This window comes from Pontimicrobium aquaticum, from assembly GCF_005047595.1.
Lineage (GTDB): Bacteria > Bacteroidota > Bacteroidia > Flavobacteriales > Flavobacteriaceae > Pontimicrobium > Pontimicrobium aquaticum.
Map to the genome: position 1 here is coordinate 1 of NZ_SUPL01000012.1, position 17,194 is coordinate 17,194.

Sequence of the window (17,194 nt, forward strand, 5' to 3'; positions counted from 1 at the left end):
ACTTGCGATACTACTGCTAATTTAAAGCCCAAATTATAATCGCGCTGAGTACGCTTAACTCTTGATTGCTCTTTGTCTTTCATAATAAGTCGTTTTTGTGTCAACTTATTTCAGGACGGGACATTAGGAACAAAAAAGGCGTCTTAAAAAGACGCCTTTTTTGTTATTTATTGTTCTGCTCCCGGAGGATATTTTTCCATGATTTTGGCAACAAATTCTTTGATGCGTTCCTCTTTGTTTTTCATGTTTTGCGAAATATAACCTGTTCCCATACCTTGCCAAACCAATTCTTTTTTTTTGGCATCAATTAAATCTATAAATAATGTGCCTTCTGTAGACCTAGAAACTGTGGTGCCTCTATAATTGTTCCAATACCAAGGGCTCCAGCCCCAACCATAGCCATAGGGTCCCCAACCATTGTTATAAACATTTACTTTATCTCTGGATTTTGTGAAAATACTGATCAGCAAATCTGGGCTCTCAGATTTTGTAAATCCTTTTGCTAATAATTCTGCTTCAATAGCACGAAGAATTCTTCGTTTATCCAGATCGCTAATTTCTGCTTTATCAATACCGTTTTTAAAGAATGCAAATGTTTTGTACGTATTAAAATTGGCAGTTCGGTCATAATCAGATGCTACTCTTACTGAGGTACAAGACGTCATTAATAAGGTAATCATCAAAACAGGGAATACTTTAATCAACTTTTTCATTTTTTTCAATTTTTAGTTAATATATAAAAAAACCATTAAAGTCAATGCTTTAAATTCCCATTGGGCTTAATGGTTACAATGTATTCAATAAATCGTCATCAACATAGTTTGGAAGTGTTACTTTTAAATTTGGCTCCATGTCCATAGCACGTTTTATAGCAAACACAGCTTCTTCATTTCTAGCCCAACTTCGTCTTGAAATACCATTGTTGACATCCCAGAACAACATTGATTTTAAGCGTCTTTCAGCGTCCTTAGTACCATCAAGAACCATACCAAATCCACCATTAATCACTTCGCCCCAGCCAACGCCACCTCCATTATGAATGCTCACCCAGGTAGCACCTCTAAAACTATCACCAATAACGTTTTGAATGGCCATATCTGCTGTAAATTGAGACCCATCATAAATATTAGAGGTTTCTCTATATGGTGAATCTGTTCCTGAGACATCATGATGATCCCGTCCTAAAACCACATAACCAATGTCTCCTTTTGCAATAGCATTATTAAAAGCAGTCGCTATTTTCATTCGTCCTTCAGCATCAGCATATAGTATTCTTGCTTGTGAACCTACTACTAGTTTATTTTCTTGAGCACCTTTAATCCATTGAATATTATCAGCCATTTGTTGCTGAATTTCTATAGGCGAATGTTTCTTAATGTCTTCTAAGACTTTACAAGCTATAGTATCTGTTTTTTCTAAATCTTCAGGTTTTCCCGAGGTACATACCCAACGGAAGGGTCCAAAACCATAATCAAAGCACATAGGACCCATAATATCTTGAACATACGATGGGTATTTAAAATCTATGCCATTTGTTGCCATGATATCTGCTCCAGCTCGAGAGGCTTCCAATAGGAAAGCATTTCCATAATCAAAGAAATAGGTACCTCTTGCTGTATGTTTATTAATAGCTGCCGCTTGACGACGTAACGATTCTTGCACTTTTTCTTTAAATAACGCTGGTTGATTAGCCATCATCTCATTAGCATCTTCAAACGATAGCCCAACAGGATAATACCCTCCAGCCCAAGGGTTATGTAATGAGGTTTGGTCACTTCCTAAATCGATATGAATATTGGCTTCATCAAATGTCTCCCAAACATCAACCACATTACCATGATAAGCTATTGAGACTACCTCATTTTTATTTTGTGCTTGTTTTACACGATTTACCAAGGCACTCAAATCTGAAAACACTTCATCAACCCAACCTTGTGAATGACGTGTGTGTACGGCTTTTTCATTTACTTCGGCACAAACAGTGATACATCCTGCAATGTTTCCAGCTTTTGGTTGTGCTCCAGACATGCCACCTAATCCAGAAGTTACAAACAAATTGCCTTTTGGCGGTTTATTTATTTTTCTAAAACCATTTAATACTGTAATGGTTGTGCCATGAACAATCCCTTGTGGTCCTATATACATGTAGCTGCCTGCAGTCATTTGTCCGTATTGGGTGACACCTAAGGCATTGAATTTTTCCCAATCGTCTTGTTTTGAATAGTTAGGAATCATCATACCATTAGTTACCACAACTCTAGGAGCGTCTTTGTGCGATGGGAATAATCCCATTGGGTGACCAGAATACATGACCAATGTTTGTTCATCATTCATTTCGGCCAAATATTTCATGGTCAATAGGTATTGCGCCCAGTTTTGGAATACAGCACCATTGCCACCATAAGTAATGAGTTCGTGAGGATGTTGCGCTACTGCATAATCTAAATTATTTTGAATCATGAGCATTATAGCTGCAGCTTGTTTAGATTTTGCAGGATATTCGTCTATAGGTCTTGCATACATCTTATAATCTGGACGAAAACGATACATGTAAATACGACCATAAGTTTCTAGTTCATTTTTAAATTCAGGAATAAGTACTTCATGATGTTTTTTGTCAAAATAACGGAGGGCATTTTTAATAGCTAGTTTTTTCTCTTCAAGCGTTAAAATTTCTTTTCGTTTTGGCGCATGATTAATTGAGTTATCGTAAGGTTTGGGTTGTGGTAATACGTTTGGTATTCCTTGTAATATTTGTTCTTGAAATGTCATTTTAAAAAGGTGTTTAATTAATAGAATTTTCTGGTTAAAAAAATCTATTAATACTATGGGTAGCGAATATCAACACGATGACGTTTGTTTGATACTTTTATTCTATATGTCATTAAAAATAAATCCAAACTATATTTTTTTTGTAGTGTTTGTTTTACTGTCATAACCATAAGGACAATGTCTGCAGCCACTTTCACAGCAATACCCTCTTTTAAGATGGTACTGCTCAGTAAAACAACGATAACCTTCAGGTGTTATATAGTAATCTCCTTCTTCAATTGGGACAAACTCCTTCATATGTCACAAAGATAACGTAAATTTGATTGATTTTTTAGCGTAATATCTATGATTTTAATCTCAAAGTACTTGGTGCCAAAAGGCTATACAGGACTCACCATTTATCCGTTTGTGTTTTTAAAGCATCAAAAATTAAAAGAAGATATGACCTTAATTAACCATGAACGTATTCATTTGCGACAACAACTAGAATTATTAATATTTCCGTTTTATATTATTTATGTAACTGAGTTTTTAATTAGATTATTACAATATAAAGGTTGGAAAAGAGCGTATAGAAATATTTCTTTTGAGCGGGAATGTTATCTAAACGAGAACAATTTAGGCTATTTAAAAACCAGAAAGCTTTGGACTTTTATAACTTATTTTAAAGCAAATGAGTTTTAATTTAGAGGATAGTAATAGTATCAATCAGAGAATAGAACTCCCAAAAGCCTGTAATGTTAAACTGTATATAAAAAGAGAGGATAACATTCATCCATTTATTTCTGGAAATAAGTATCGAAAATTAAAATACAATATTCAAGAGGCTCAAAATTTAAAGCATGATACATTACTAACTTTTGGAGGTGCATATTCTAACCATATAGCAGCTGTGGCAGCTGCCGGAAATGAATTTGGACTTAAAACCATAGGGGTTATAAGAGGCGAAGAATTGGCAGATAAAGTAAGCGGGAATCCAACCTTGCAGTTTTCGAAATCTCAAGGAATGCAGTTTAAATTTGTATCAAGAACCGATTATAGAAGTAAAGAAGAAACCAATTTTATTAAAGCACTTGAAAGTGAATTTGGCAACTTCTACTTAGTGCCTGAAGGAGGTACAAATGATTTAGCTGTTAGAGGATGTGAAGAAATATTAAATATAGAAGATGACCAATTTGATTATATATGTTGTGCTGTAGGCACTGGAGGAACTATTTCGGGACTTATTAATGCTTCTAAACCACATCAAAAAATTTTAGGATTTCCAGCCTTAAAAGGTGATTTTTTATCATCTAATATTAGTAAATTTGTCACTAAGAATAACTGGGAGTTACTTACAAAGTATCATTTTGGAGGTTATGCAAAGGTGAACAAGGAATTAATTGATTTTATAAACCAATTTAAATTATCCTATAACATTCCTTTAGATCCCATTTATACTGGAAAGCTAATGTATGGCGTTATTAAAATGATTGAAGCTAGTTATTTTGAAAAAAATGCTAAAATATTAGTAATTCATACAGGAGGTTTGCAAGGTGTTTCTGGAATGAATAAAAGATTAATAGACAAAGATTTACCATTGATTAATGAATAGAATAGTATTAATACTCGCCCTAAGTATTTTTATAGTAAGCTGTGGTTCTAGAAAAAAGTCGGCTAGAAATGTCGATACAAGATTACCAAAAACCGACACTAGACCAGTACCAAAAAAGGAAAAAGAAGTTGTAACTGAACCAAGAACAATAACAAAAGCTCCAGTTATTAAATCTACCGATGATTATATTAGTGTTTACAAAGATATTGCTGTTGCCGAAATGAAACAATATGGTATTCCTGCTAGTATCACATTAGCCCAAGGTATTTTAGAATCTGGTTCTGGAAGAGGCAGACTAGCTGTAAAAGCAAACAATCATTTTGGCATAAAATGCCATGATTGGAAAGGCGCTAAAATCTATCATGATGACGATAGAGCTCAAGAATGTTTTAGAAAATATAAGGATGCTAACAAATCGTTTAGAGACCATTCAGAGTTTTTGGCAAACCGTAAAAGGTATGCAAAATTATTCCAGTTAGATAAAGACGATTATAAAGGTTGGGCAAGAGAATTACGACGTGCAGGCTATGCAACAGATAGAAAATATCCTCAAAAATTGATTAGTCTTATTGAACGTTATCAACTTTATAAATTTGACGATAAATCATCAAGACGTGTTACTAAAAGAAATCAAGAACATATTATAGTAGCAACCTACACTGTGGTTAAAGGAGATACTTTGTATTCTATATCTAAAAAACACAATTTAACCGTCAAAGAATTGCAAATACTTAATGATTTAAAAGGAACAGAATTAAGTGTTGGTCAAGTTTTAAATATTCAAACGAAAGATAAAGATTAATGATTTACAAACGTAGTAGCGAATTATTTTCTCAAGCTGAAAAAGTAATTCCAGGAGGTGTTAATTCGCCAGTTAGAGCGTTTAAAGCAGTTGGAGGAACACCAATTTTTGTAAAAGAAGCCAAAGGCGCTTATTTATATGATGAAGATGGAAACCAATTAATTGATTACATAAATTCTTGGGGACCAATGTTGTTAGGTCATGCTTTTGAACCTGTTGTGAAGGCAGTTGTTGATAAAGCAAAAAAGGGAACCTCCTTTGGGATGCCTACCGAAATTGAAACAGAAATAGCTGAGCTTGCTGTTTCTATGGTGCCAAATATTGACAAAATTCGATTTGTAAATTCTGGTACCGAAGCATGTATGAGTGCGATTAGATTAGCAAGAGGTTATACAGGAAAAGATAAAATTATCAAGTTTGCTGGTTGCTATCACGGACATAGCGATTCGTTTTTAATACAAGCAGGAAGTGGTGCTGTAACTTTTGGAACACCTAATAGCCCTGGAGTTACTGAAGGTACAGCAAAAGACACTTTATTAGCAAGATATAACGATATTAAAAATGTAGAGCAACTCATTGAAGCAAATAAAGGAGACATAGCCTGTGTTATTTTAGAGCCAGTAGCTGGAAATATGGGATGTATTCCTCCTAAAGATGGCTTTTTACAAGCGTTAAGAAACCTATGTGATGTTCATAATATTCTTTTAATTTTCGATGAGGTCATGACAGGATTTCGTTTAGCTAAGGGAGGAGCACAAGAGTTATTTAACATTGCAGCTGATATTGTTTGTTTTGGAAAAGTCATTGGAGGAGGTTTGCCTGTAGGTGCTTTTGCAGCAAGAAATGAAATAATGAATCATTTAGCACCTTTAGGACCAGTTTACCAAGCAGGAACATTAAGTGGAAATCCATTAGCTATGGCTGCAGGATTAGCAATGCTAACAGCTATCAATGAAGATGAAGAATTGTTTTTAAGATTAGAAGAAAAAACGACTTATTTGTACAAAGGAATTGATAAGGTTTTAACAGATGCTGATATTAAACACACAATTAATCAAGTTGGGTCCATGGTTTCGGTTCATTTTTCTAGTGAAAAAGTAAAAGATTTTGATACTGCTGCTCTAGGAAATAACGATCGATTTAAAAACTTTTTTCATGGGCTATTAAATGAAGGCATTTACATTGCGCCTAGTGCTTTTGAAACATGGTTTATTACAGATGCCTTAACTTATAAGGATTTAGACGATACGATAGCAGCTGTTAAAAAAGTAGCCAAAAGTTTAGATTAAAAAAAGCATTGCCTCTAAGCAATGCTTTTTTAACTAATCAATCAAATAAACTAAGATTTTTTAAATCTTTGTTTTTGCTTTCCACCCTGTTTTTGCTGTTTGCGTTGTTTCATTTTATTTTGTTTTGCTCCTTTCTCTAGCTTTCCAAACTGCTCTTTAGTAAGGATGGACTTTAACTGTTTTTTTTGAGCTAATTGTTTGTTCAAGCGATTATTCATCATTTTGTAACGGTTCTCTTTAGATAATTTTTCACCACTCTCTCGCATTTTTTTAGAAGCTTCCATTTTAGCTTTGCGCTCTTTAGCGTTAGCTAAATTTATTTTATAGATTTCTTTTTGTTGCGCTTCACTTAAATCTAGCCTTAATGCCATTTGTTTTGTTTTAAGTGTTGCTGCTTGTTCTGGAGTTAACTCTTTTAATGCTTGTGAGCGTTCTTTCCTATTTTCATTTCTGTACTCTCTTTGTCTTTCCTGTGCAAAGCCTTGTAAACTTACAAGGGCTATAGCAATTACTAGTATCTTTTTCATTTTTATTATTGATGTTATACTATTAAGACCTATGTAATTTTAAAAGGTTTAATTGAGGGGTTCTTTTTAACTATGTGTTAACAGAAATAAAAAAGGCTTCCAAGATGGAAGCCTTTTAAAACATTGTTAGAGGTGTTTATTTAGGATCTAAAATAGCATCAATACGCTCTACAATATCTCGTAGGTGGTATCTTGTAATAGTATTACCTCTATTAGATGCATTTTGTGCCATTCGTTTAATTCTGTTTAGTTCACCGCGAACCACAGGAATGATATCCGATTGCTTCACAGTTACTGTCCCTCTAAACCCTCTTACGTCTTTAGAGTTCATTAGTGTAGCTAACCTTTCAACATGAGCACGTTGTAAATTTCTACGGTAAGTATCAATGTTTCTTCCAGAACGTAATTCAGACCAAATACCATTACGTAAATCAGTCATCATTGATAATACTGAATAAGCCTCAGAACCATTAAGGGTTTCATTGTCAATCATACGCATCATTCTAGTAAGATTTAAAATGTTATTTAATGTTCTTGACTGAATACCTCTAATACGCTCTGTAACGCCATTAAATTCAGTTTTCTTAATAATAGCTTCATCAATTAACCAAGTAGGTGTTTTGAATAACTCATTATTTAAAAATTCTAAACATTCTTTTTGATGTTTTTTGTCAACATTAACAAATACATCTCCAGGTTGATCTGCAGTTTTTGTGTACTTATACACACCACCAATATTAGTAGTTACATGTCCCATGTATCTATTGTATTGTGATACAACGTGACCGTACATTTCAGATAAATCTCCAAAGGTTTCACCATCTTTAGTTGTCCATTCAATTAAGTTTGGTACTATACGCTTTAAGTTAGCAATACCGTATGTGCTTGCTTTTATAGCGTTGTCACCTAAATCTTCTGTTTGAGCAGAAGGATCTATTCCGTTTAACTGACCAAAACGATACATTGGATCATCTGCATGGTCTAAAATCCATTTATCTAAAATTGGTTTTTCATCTTCAGCTGTTTTAGCTTCTAAAATTGGACGATATCCCCAACGAATTGCATGCTTATCATACACACCAATATTTGGCATTAATGCTACACCTTCGTCTCCTGGTTGTGCTACATAATTAAAACGCGCGTAGTCCATAATTGAAGGTGCAGTTCCGTACTTTTTAGTAAATTCAGCATCACGTAAATCGTCAACTTTATAAGCACTACTGCTTCCCATGTTGTGTGGTAAACCTAAAGTATGCCCAACTTCGTGAGAAGATACAAACTTAATAAGCTCTCCCATCACTTCATCTTTAAATCCTACTCTCTGAGCTTCAGGGTTGATGGCTGCAGTTTGAACAAAGAACCATCCTTGTAATAAACTCATTACGTTATGATACCAGTTAATATCCGATTCTAAAATCTCACCAGAACGAGGATCGCTCACATGAGGGCCATTAGCGTTTGGAATTGGTGATGCTAGATAGCGTACTACAGAATAACGTACATCTTCTGGAGTCCAATCTGGATCTTCTTCTACACTTGGAGGGTCTTTGGCTATAATGGCATTTTTAAAACCTGCAGCTTCAAATGCTACTTGCCAATCTTCGATACCTTCTTTGATGTATTTACGCCATTTTACAGGAGTAGCTCTATCAATATAATAAACTATTTGTTTTTTAGGCTCTACGAGTTCTCCGCGCTTGAATTTTTCGATGTCTTCATCTTTTACTTCTAATCTCCAACGATCAAGATATCTTACCATCTTACTTTTTTGAACATCAAGACCATAATCAACTTGCCCACGAGCAAACCACCCAACACGTTCATCAAAATAACGACGTCTCATAGGTTCTTTAGGTAATAATATCATTGAATTACTCATTTCAACAGATACTGTTCCAGTTGAACTATTAGAAGGTGCAGCATTTGCAACATACGTTTTTACATGTCTTGCCTCAATATTTAGAGGGTAACTCTTTACACTTTCTATAAATGATTTTTTAGTGTCTAGCCTACTAATTTTATACCCTGTTCTTAAGTATCCAGGAAGTCCTAATGCCTTAACATCTGTACTGTATAATTCAGTAACATCTATTACTGTAGCAGTTTTGTCATCGTTATAGGCTTTGATTGGGAATGTATATAATACAGGCTCAAAGTTTGAGTTGGTTACAGCTTCGTGAACTGGTAAATCTTCGTCTGCAACAATATTATGTGAAACAACACGAACTACTATTTTTTTATCTTTTTTCTGCCAACGTAAAACCTGAGTATTAGCTTTTTGACCTCCAAAGTTTCTGTTGTTAGAAGTGTTTTTAGCAATTCTTGTCACGACTAACATTTCTCTTCCTAAAAGCGAATCAGGAATTTCATAAAGATATTTGTCGTCAATTTTATGAACCTTAAATAGTCCATCATCAGTTTTGGCATCTTTAGTTACAACTTTGCTGTATGGTTGAATATCGCCTTTTTTTGGTTTTGGTTTTGATGCGGCAGCTTTAGTAGCAGCGGCTTTTTTTGCAGCTTCAGCTTCGGCTGCTTTTTTTGATGTGTTACATGAAGATACAATTAGCGTTAATGCTAATAGTAACACTTTAACAGAATGTTTCAATTTAATTAGATTTTTGGTTTAGTACGTGAAAATAGGAAATACTAGGCAAACCTTTCTTTTATCTTAAAAGAAATTAATAAATTTTTAACTAAAAAAACACTAAAACCTAACGCTCTAACAAAACAAATTATTCTAACGAATCTAAATATTCTTGAATTAAATTATAACCTTCTGTATGAGTCATTGTTGTTCCAATTAAAGGCATGCTTGTTCCTGGTGTATAGGTTGACATTCTATTAGAGATGCTAAAGCGTCTTTGAAAGATATTAGAGTTATTAAAATCGGTATCGAAAGCTAAATTTAAAGTAGATTGTAATTCACAAAATCCTCCTGGTATATGGCAATGTGCACAATTAATATCAAAATAGGCACGTGCACGTTCTTCAAGACTATAATTAATCTCGTCTTTCCAATTAGGTAAAGCTACAATTTCACCTGGTGCAGGCGCATTTACTAAGTAGCCGTTGTCAATAAAATGTTGTAATTGATTAACACCATTTATATTAAAATTCATAGTACGTAACTTTGGACCAATAGGCGTAACATTATTACTATTGCTATGGCATTTTGTACAATCGTTTGCTGCAGGTACAATATAATCTATTGACAGGTTTTCACCCGATTCGTTTACAATGTCAACTTTTACAAGATGCTCATTGGTGTCTAACACAGCATCTGTTTGATCTTCGTTCCACACATAATTACCAATAGTCCATTCATTTGCTTCTTTAATTAAAACACGTGTTTCAATAATTCTAGTATCAGAATCAGGATTGGTTTCATCTAGCTTATAGTAAAAGGTTTTTGCTATTAATGTTCCTGTTGGAAAAATAGGAAACCCATCATCAGTATATTCTAAAGCAGCACCTTCAGGGAGCCCAATAATTCTTAATTTGTGTGCATAATCTGTAAAAAGTTCAGTGTTTAATTTATAAACGAACATGTTAGAGTTAATCACTAAATCTTTTTGATTTCCTATAAATAGATTTAAATCAGAGAGATTGGGTAAAAACTCAGCAATAATTGGGTCATCTTCATAAACTACATAATCATCAGTATCATTTAAACAAGACACAAAAAGCGAAGAGGTGATAAGGGCAAATATTAAGCGTTTCATTAAACTAGGGGTTTTATTAATAGCTGGGTTAAATTATAAAAAATGTATAATATATTGAGAAAAAAACCGATGTGTTGTTGTTATTCTCTGTAAACTTCTTCTATTGAAAGAAATTAAGTCGCTAATTACTAAATAACGATATAGACTGAAATTTCTTATCTTGTATATAAATTATACAAATAATGCCTAATTGGTTGTACATCATTTTAATTGTAATCATTTCTTACATAGTAATAAGTGTGGCATTATTTTATTTGCAAGACTTTTTATTATTTAAGCCTGAAAAATTGGATGAAGATTTTAAGTTTGCTTACGAAAATCAAGATACCAAAGAGTATTTTCTAGAAACACGTGATGGCGCAAAATTAAATGGATTACTTTTTAAAAGTAAAAACCAGCCTAAGGGAATTGTACTTTATCTAAAAGGAAACTCAAAAAGCATTAAAGGATGGGGTAAGTTTGCCGTTGATTTCACACGACATGATTACAGTGTATTTATGGTTGATTATCGAGGCTTTGGAAAAAGCACAGGACGACGTTCGCAAAAGGCAATAAAAAGAGACTTACAACAAATTTATAATAAGCTAAAAGAAAGAACACCAGAAGAACATATTATTTTATATGGTCGTTCATTAGGCTCTGGGTTTGCAGCCAAATTGGCCTCCATGAATAACCCTAAAATGCTCATTTTAGATGCACCTTATTATAGTTTAACTAAGATTACAGCAAGGTATATGCCTTTTATGCCTTTGTCTTTACTGATTAAATACCCATTACCAACACATAAGTGGTTAAGATATGTACAATGCCCAATTCATATTATTCATGGGACTCATGATAAGTTAATACCTTATAAAACAAGTGTGAAATTATCGCAAATAAAGCCTAAATTAACACGATTGCATACTGTAATTGGAGGAGGTCATAAGAACTTGAATAATTTTGAATCTTATCATAAAATGATGGCAGAAATTATTAATTCAAAACCTGTAGATATAGATTATTCAACAACAAGCATCAATGTTATTCATAGCTCAAAAAAACCTAAAGCAAAAGCTTAAGAAAGCAGTTCTAATACTATTAGGAATTTACATTATGGTTGGAACAGCATTTTATGTATTGCAAGAAAGGTTTTTGTTTTTACCAGAAATATTACCACAGGATCATACATATAGTTTGACTTACGATTATGATGAGTACTTTCTTAACGCTCCAAATGAAGGTGTTATTAACACTGTACATATAAAGGCAAATAATCCACAGGGAGTTATTTTATATTTTCACGGAAATGCTGGAAGTTTAAAGCGTTGGAGTAAAATTGCTGAATACTTTGTAGCTATAAATTATGATGTATATATCATGGATTATAGAACTTATGGAAAAAGCAAAGGCACTTTAAGTGAAGAGGCTTTGTATGAAGATGCACAAGCCTGTTATAATCATTTAAAGCAATTTTGGACTGAAGATAATATTACGGTGTATGGGAGATCGTTAGGTAGTGCGATGGCAACCAAAATGGCTGCTACAAATAACCCAAAGCAGTTAATATTGGAAACACCTTTTTATAATATTGCAGATGTAGCGAAAAGTAGATTTCCAATGTTTCCTGTAAAAAAATTGCTTAAATACCAATTCTCCAATAACGAGCATATAAAAAATGTATCGTGTGTAATTCACATTGTTCATGGCACAAACGATAAAGTAGTACCTTTTTCTAGTGGAGAAAAACTATTCAAGACTTTAAAAAGTAAAAAAGCTACACTTACCATAGTGGAAAACGGAGGCCATAACAATCTTGTAGATTTTAATAAATATAATGCATTTATTAAAGAAATTCTAAAGTAATTCTTCTAAAAAAATAGTAATTCAAACACAGGTTCTTAAAAAAGAATTAAAAACAGTTTAAATGTGTTAAAGATTTCTAAATAATAGTAACATTTTGCTTTTTGAGGCGTCAATAGGGTATAAAAACAAAACAAAAAACCAAAAATAAAAAATATTATGAAAAAGTTAATTTTATTATTAGTAGCATGTATTGCTTTTAATGCAAATGCACTAGTCGGAGAAAGAAGTTTGAATACTAAAAAGAATTATAAAACGTTAGAACAAATACAATTGGAAGCAACGCTTTTTAGTGATTATAATGCTGAGTTTGATATTAACTCGATTGAAGTTATTGAAATTGAAGAAGAAGTACAATTAGGTTTTGATGTAAAACAGTATTTACCTGAAAATTTTAATGCTTTGGAAGGAAAAAACAATATTGATTGGTCTGAGATTGAATTAATAGAAGTAGAAGAGGAGCTGGAGTTAGGCTTTGATACAAAACAGTATTTACCTGAAAGTTTTAATGCTTTGGAAGGGAAAAACAATATTGATTGGTCTAAAATTGAATTAATAGAAGTAGAAGAAGAACTGGAGTTAGGCTTTGATACAAAGCAATATTTACCTAAAAATTTTAATCCTTATAAAGGAATGAAAAAAATAAGCTGTGAAAAAGAAGATGTAGTAGTGTGTCTTTATTAATTTTGCCAAAGAGTATTAATAAAGACCTTAGAGCCAACACTTAGTGTTGGCTTTTTTATGTGTTATACATTTTAGTAAAAAGCCTAAGAGATAGAATTACTTTTTTGTGTTAATACCAAATTGTTGAAATCGGTTTTTGGATTTAATTCGCTGTATTCTAAAGATATAAGTATTAAGTTGTACAGTTGCTCCTTGGTAAAAGGTTTAGTAATGTAATTATTCATTCCACTATCAAAAGCTTTATTTATAGCTTCGGTCGTTACATTAGCAGATAATCCAAAAATTTTAAGGCTTGAATTAAAAGATCTAATTATTTGTGTGGCTTCAAAACCATCCATTTCAGGCATGTGTATGTCCATGAAAACCATGTTGTAACTATTGGCTTTTACTTTTTCGACAGCCTCTTTACCATTAAAAGCTGTGTCAACTTTTATGTTAATTCCTGCTAGAATTTTTTTAAGTATGGCTATGTTAATTCTATTATCGTCAACAATTAAAGCAGTTAAATGTGAAAGGTTGATATTTTCGTAATAACCTTCTATGGTATTATTACTTTTCTTTTTAACTATTTTAAATGCTACAGAGATTTCAAAAGTGGTGCCTTTTCCCTCAATACTTTTTACTGTTATTGTTCCGCCTAATTTTTCAGCAAGATCTTTACTAATTGCTAATCCTAATCCGCTACCTTCATGTTGCTTTTTTAGGCTGCTATCAATTTGGGCAAACCTGTTAAAAATTGTATTTATCTGGTTTTTATGAATGCCTATTCCAGTATCTTTTATTGTAATATTAACTTTTAATGAATTGGCAACTTGCTCTTCAGAATATAACACAAGAACACCACCTTTAACAGTAAACTTTGAAGCGTTTTTTATAATATTTATAACAATTTGTGATAGTTTATTTTGGTCTCCTTTAATAACTAATCCATAAGGGTTAACAAATTCAGTGTTTAAATAAAGGTTTTTTTGTGTAAAAAGATGTCTGTAAGTATCTGTTAGCTCTTTTATTGTTTCTGATGGACTAAAAAACGATTCTTCTAATTGAATTGTACCAGACTCAATTTTATCAATTGTTAAAATATCATTTACAATAGATAGCAAACTCTTTGATGACTTATCTAATAAGTGAACATGCTTTTTATCAGTTTTATTTAGATTGCTGCTTTTTAATATTTGAACAAACCCTAATATTGCATGAAGAGGCGTTCTAATTTCATGACTCATGTTAGATAAGAATTCCGATTTGGCTTTAGAGGCTTTTTCAGCTCTAATCTGTTCTGCATTTAATTTTTTGTTGGTTTTTAAAAGCGCATTGTTAGAATTGATAGTTCTTTTTACTTCATCTTTAGCTCTTAAATAAAAGTAAAAAAGTAATGCTATTAAGAACGCTACAATAATACCAACTGTAAAAAAGTATTTAATATACATAGCTCTGTATGATAAAAATACAGCATTGGTAGGGTACATTTTAAAGCCCCAATATTTTGAATGGAGTTCATCTATTAGGATGCTTTTTTCAAAAAGAAATTTATTAGTTTCTGCCTCTTGTAGTTTGTTTCCATAAAATATTGTACCATCATAATCGCTAATTTCTATTTTGTATTCGTTTAAGCTTTTAGTAAAATTATCGATATGTGAAGTAAAATCCATTCCAGCAGTTATAGTACCTTGAAGTTGGTTGTTGTAATACACTGGGATGTCAATTAAAAAGGCATAGCCGCCTTGAGTCATTTTTGACCAAGGAGTTATGTTAATTTGCCTACTTTCAGTGTGCTCAATCCACTCTTTTTTTCGATATTCAATTTTTGAAATATCTAAATTTAAGGCTGATTCGTTGCCTTCAGCAGGCACAATCTTTTTGATAATCATGTTAGAGTCAATCCATTCAATGAAGTTAAACGATGGGTTTTGCTCTAATATTAATAATGCATCTTTTTCCCAATAATCAAAATATTGACCATTAGTAAACTCTAATCTCATTTTAAGATTTTCTAATGCTTCAATGTCGTAATTTAATATAGATTGAAATTTTTGTGACGTTATTTTTCCAATTTGTACTAAGTCTTCTTTTGTATCTTGATTATAATTAAGTGTTAGCTTGTACCATATGGTAGTTATTAATGCAGAAATAACTACAAAAGCCACTATAGGAATATAAACTCCTTTCTTTTTGATGGAATTAAATAGGTTCATTTTATTGCAAGTTTGGGGCTTGCTTTTTGGTTAGGGTTCGCTACAAATGTAATATTTTATCGATAAAGCGCAAAATATATCGATGAATAACATGATTATTTTTTAATTGTATATGTAAAGCATTTACTGTCAGTCGTTTTAGTTGAAAATTTTATTTTTAAACGCACTATTTTTTAGCTAATATCTTTTTCATTAAGTTTTTTCCGGTCATTGCTGAGGTAGTTAAAACACCAGAAAATAATGCTGCTGCAACTCCAGCAGTTACAATGTCTTGTCCTGTTAAATAGAAGTTTTTAATAGGTGTTCTAGGTTGAAGAAATCTTTGGTTATAACGCTTAGGTGTGTGGTCTAGACCGTAAATTTCTCCCTTTTCATAGTTCACAAAGTGTTTTGTAGTTAAAGGTGTTGACAGCTCATAATGATCAACTTTGCCTACTAGCTGAGGTTCATGTTTATAAAGAATATTTAATAATCGTTGTGATAATTTTTCTTTAAATGCATCATATTCATCTCCGCGTTTCATCCATTTACTGTCTTTCCATTGTTCAACTAATTCGTAAGGCATTAATGTAAGAACATCAATAGTGCTTTTCCCAGGGTAACGATTGTTCCAATCAGGATCTTTAGCAGCAGGAAATGAAATATAAACTAGTGGAAAAGGTGCGTCGCTATTCTTTAAGTAGCGTTCAACACAAAAATCATGATCGCCATCATCAGGGTAAATCCATAAATTGGTTTTAGCTAAATTTAGTTCTTCTGGTGTGCCATTTAACCCAATGTACAAACAAATATGAGCTACAGAAGGACTCACTTTTTGTAATTGACTTTTAAGATTATGTTTCGCTACCACATGCATAGGTAGTAGTTTGTTGTATGTGGTTACGATGCCTGTACCACTAATTATATTTTTGGCATTTATAATTTTTCCATCAGTCATTTTTACACCAGTTGCGGTGTTTTTTTTTATGACGATTTCATCAACTTCAGCTTTAACTAAAATGGTTCCTCCTGAAGATTCTATTATTGGATCTACAGTTTCCACTATACGTGAAGAACCTCCAATAGGAAAATTGCCGCCACTTAAATAGTGTTTAACAACACTAGCATGCATTACAAAACTGCTTTGTTTAGGCGGTAAACCATAATCACCATATTGACCTGAAAGTACTTTTATTAATTCTTGGTTTGAAGTTAAAGAACTTAAAACATCGTATGTAGTTTTGTTGGCATATTTAAGGTATGGTTTGCGCATAAAAGTACCAAAGAGTTTGCTCATCCATGAAGGAATTGCTTTCTCCATAAAAAAGGTTTTACTTGCCTTGTTAGCTTTAAACACGAGTTTAATATATTCGTTTATGGCATTAGCTTCTTTGGGGAAATAGGATATAAGTTTCTCTTTAAAATTAGCAGTGCCTTTAACAAAATCGTATGATGTATCACCAATAATGATTCTATCATAAACCTCTCCCATATCTGCCCACTTTAATTCACTGTTTGTGATGTAATCAAAGAGTTTTTTTACAGCACTTTTCGGGCGACCAACCTCACCTATGTAATGAATACCAACATCCCACTCATAACCTTTGCGTTTAAAAACATGAGTAAAACCACCAGCTGTGTAATGTTGCTCTAATATCAACACCTTTTGACTTTCTTTAGCAAGTATTGCCCCACAAGTTAAACTACCCATTCCTGAGCCTATTATAATTGTATCATAATTGTCTTCAAGAGTGGGATTTTGTTTGTAGGATTGTACCATTTTTT

The 17,194-nt window shown here is 32.6% G+C and carries 15 protein-coding genes; 7 read left to right on the forward strand and 8 right to left on the reverse strand.

Annotation, left to right across the window (positions count from 1 at the left end):
• Positions 1-167: 167 nt before the first annotated feature.
• The 3 genes from E5167_RS14860 to E5167_RS15460 form a co-directional block, all read right to left on the reverse strand.
• Positions 168-713: a DUF4136 domain-containing protein gene (locus E5167_RS14860; RefSeq protein WP_136844955.1), complete on the reverse strand. Its 546-nt coding sequence runs from the start codon at positions 711-713 to the stop codon at positions 168-170.
• A gap of 73 nt (positions 714-786) precedes the next feature.
• Positions 787-2,772, reverse strand: a complete 1,986-nt coding sequence (locus E5167_RS14865; RefSeq protein WP_136844956.1) for a urocanate hydratase — start codon at positions 2,770-2,772, stop codon at positions 787-789.
• 129 nt (positions 2,773-2,901) lie between these two features.
• Positions 2,902-3,069 (reverse strand): DUF5522 domain-containing protein, encoded by a 168-nt coding sequence (locus E5167_RS15460; RefSeq protein WP_169301444.1) that lies wholly within the window; start codon positions 3,067-3,069, stop codon positions 2,902-2,904.
• A 48-nt stretch (positions 3,070-3,117) separates the two neighbouring features.
• On the opposite strand from E5167_RS15460, the gene E5167_RS14870 reads away from it, so the two are divergent.
• Genes E5167_RS14870 through hemL form a run of 4 tightly spaced genes read left to right on the forward strand, consistent with a single transcriptional unit; the run spans position 3,118 to position 6,457 of the window.
• Positions 3,118-3,456 carry a hypothetical protein gene (locus tag E5167_RS14870; protein WP_136844957.1) on the forward strand — a complete coding sequence of 113 codons (339 nt, stop codon included), beginning with the start codon at positions 3,118-3,120 and terminating at the stop codon, positions 3,454-3,456.
• Positions 3,446-4,366 carry a 1-aminocyclopropane-1-carboxylate deaminase/D-cysteine desulfhydrase gene (locus E5167_RS14875; RefSeq protein WP_136844958.1) on the forward strand — a complete coding sequence of 307 codons (921 nt, stop codon included), beginning with the start codon at positions 3,446-3,448 and terminating at the stop codon, positions 4,364-4,366. The genes E5167_RS14870 and E5167_RS14875 overlap by 11 nt, the downstream gene beginning before the upstream one ends.
• Positions 4,359-5,168: a glucosaminidase domain-containing protein gene (locus E5167_RS14880; RefSeq protein WP_136844959.1), complete on the forward strand. Its 810-nt coding sequence runs from the start codon at positions 4,359-4,361 to the stop codon at positions 5,166-5,168. Before E5167_RS14875 ends, E5167_RS14880 begins: the two co-directional genes overlap by 8 nt.
• Positions 5,168-6,457 carry a glutamate-1-semialdehyde 2,1-aminomutase gene (gene hemL / locus E5167_RS14885; RefSeq protein WP_136844960.1) on the forward strand — a complete coding sequence of 430 codons (1,290 nt, stop codon included), beginning with the start codon at positions 5,168-5,170 and terminating at the stop codon, positions 6,455-6,457. Before E5167_RS14880 ends, hemL begins: the two co-directional genes overlap by 1 nt.
• 50 nt (positions 6,458-6,507) lie before the next feature.
• Here hemL and E5167_RS14890 read toward each other — a convergent pair whose 3' ends face one another.
• The 3 genes from E5167_RS14890 to E5167_RS14900 all read right to left on the reverse strand — a co-directional run bounded on the left by E5167_RS14890 (position 6,508) and on the right by E5167_RS14900 (position 10,709).
• Positions 6,508-6,984 carry a hypothetical protein gene (locus tag E5167_RS14890; RefSeq protein ID WP_136844961.1) on the reverse strand — a complete coding sequence of 159 codons (477 nt, stop codon included), beginning with the start codon at positions 6,982-6,984 and terminating at the stop codon, positions 6,508-6,510.
• A 136-nt stretch (positions 6,985-7,120) separates the two neighbouring features.
• A complete protein-coding gene (locus E5167_RS14895) occupies positions 7,121-9,592 on the reverse strand; it encodes a zinc-dependent metalloprotease (RefSeq protein ID WP_136844962.1) in 2,472 nt (823 codons plus the stop codon).
• Positions 9,593-9,719: 127 nt separating this feature from the next.
• Entirely contained in the window at positions 9,720-10,709 is a 990-nt protein-coding gene (locus E5167_RS14900) for a hypothetical protein (RefSeq protein ID WP_136844963.1), read from the reverse strand.
• Between the two features lie 239 nt (positions 10,710-10,948).
• Between E5167_RS14900 and E5167_RS14905 the strand changes: the two genes are divergently transcribed.
• From E5167_RS14905 to E5167_RS14915, 3 genes are all read left to right on the forward strand, one after another.
• Positions 10,949-11,770, forward strand: a complete 822-nt coding sequence (locus E5167_RS14905; protein ID WP_317130400.1) for an alpha/beta hydrolase — start codon at positions 10,949-10,951, stop codon at positions 11,768-11,770.
• A complete protein-coding gene (locus E5167_RS14910; RefSeq protein ID WP_136844965.1) occupies positions 11,730-12,554 on the forward strand; it encodes an alpha/beta hydrolase in 825 nt (274 codons plus the stop codon). Before E5167_RS14905 ends, E5167_RS14910 begins: the two co-directional genes overlap by 41 nt.
• A 156-nt stretch (positions 12,555-12,710) precedes the next feature.
• Positions 12,711-13,235 (forward strand): hypothetical protein, encoded by a 525-nt coding sequence (locus E5167_RS14915; protein WP_136844966.1) that lies wholly within the window; start codon positions 12,711-12,713, stop codon positions 13,233-13,235.
• Between the two features lie 83 nt (positions 13,236-13,318).
• Here the strand turns inward: E5167_RS14915 and E5167_RS14920 are convergent, their stop codons facing one another.
• Positions 13,319-15,430 (reverse strand): response regulator, encoded by a 2,112-nt coding sequence (locus E5167_RS14920; RefSeq protein ID WP_136844967.1) that lies wholly within the window; start codon positions 15,428-15,430, stop codon positions 13,319-13,321.
• Positions 15,431-15,596: 166 nt separating this feature from the next.
• The gene (locus E5167_RS14925) at positions 15,597-17,189 is read right to left on the reverse strand and encodes a phytoene desaturase family protein (RefSeq protein WP_136844968.1); all 1,593 of its coding nucleotides are present in this window, start codon (positions 17,187-17,189) and stop codon (positions 15,597-15,599) included.
• Between the last annotated feature and the right edge of the window lie 5 nt (positions 17,190-17,194).

Coding starts and splice junctions, on each gene's coding strand:
- E5167_RS14860 (WP_136844955.1), bottom strand. CDS start 713: ATGAAAAAGTTGATTAAAGTATTCCCTGTTTTGATGATTACCTTATTA.
- E5167_RS14865 (WP_136844956.1), bottom strand. CDS start 2,772: ATGACATTTCAAGAACAAATATTACAAGGAATACCAAACGTATTACCA.
- E5167_RS15460 (WP_169301444.1), bottom strand. CDS start 3,069: ATGAAGGAGTTTGTCCCAATTGAAGAAGGAGATTACTATATAACACCT.
- E5167_RS14870 (WP_136844957.1), top strand. CDS start 3,118: ATGATTTTAATCTCAAAGTACTTGGTGCCAAAAGGCTATACAGGACTC.
- E5167_RS14875 (WP_136844958.1), top strand. CDS start 3,446: ATGAGTTTTAATTTAGAGGATAGTAATAGTATCAATCAGAGAATAGAA.
- E5167_RS14880 (WP_136844959.1), top strand. CDS start 4,359: ATGAATAGAATAGTATTAATACTCGCCCTAAGTATTTTTATAGTAAGC.
- hemL (WP_136844960.1), top strand. CDS start 5,168: ATGATTTACAAACGTAGTAGCGAATTATTTTCTCAAGCTGAAAAAGTA.
- E5167_RS14890 (WP_136844961.1), bottom strand. CDS start 6,984: ATGAAAAAGATACTAGTAATTGCTATAGCCCTTGTAAGTTTACAAGGC.
- E5167_RS14900 (WP_136844963.1), bottom strand. CDS start 10,709: ATGAAACGCTTAATATTTGCCCTTATCACCTCTTCGCTTTTTGTGTCT.
- E5167_RS14910 (WP_136844965.1), top strand. CDS start 11,730: ATGTTATTCATAGCTCAAAAAAACCTAAAGCAAAAGCTTAAGAAAGCA.
- E5167_RS14915 (WP_136844966.1), top strand. CDS start 12,711: ATGAAAAAGTTAATTTTATTATTAGTAGCATGTATTGCTTTTAATGCA.
- E5167_RS14920 (WP_136844967.1), bottom strand. CDS start 15,430: ATGAACCTATTTAATTCCATCAAAAAGAAAGGAGTTTATATTCCTATA.
- E5167_RS14925 (WP_136844968.1), bottom strand. CDS start 17,189: ATGGTACAATCCTACAAACAAAATCCCACTCTTGAAGACAATTATGAT.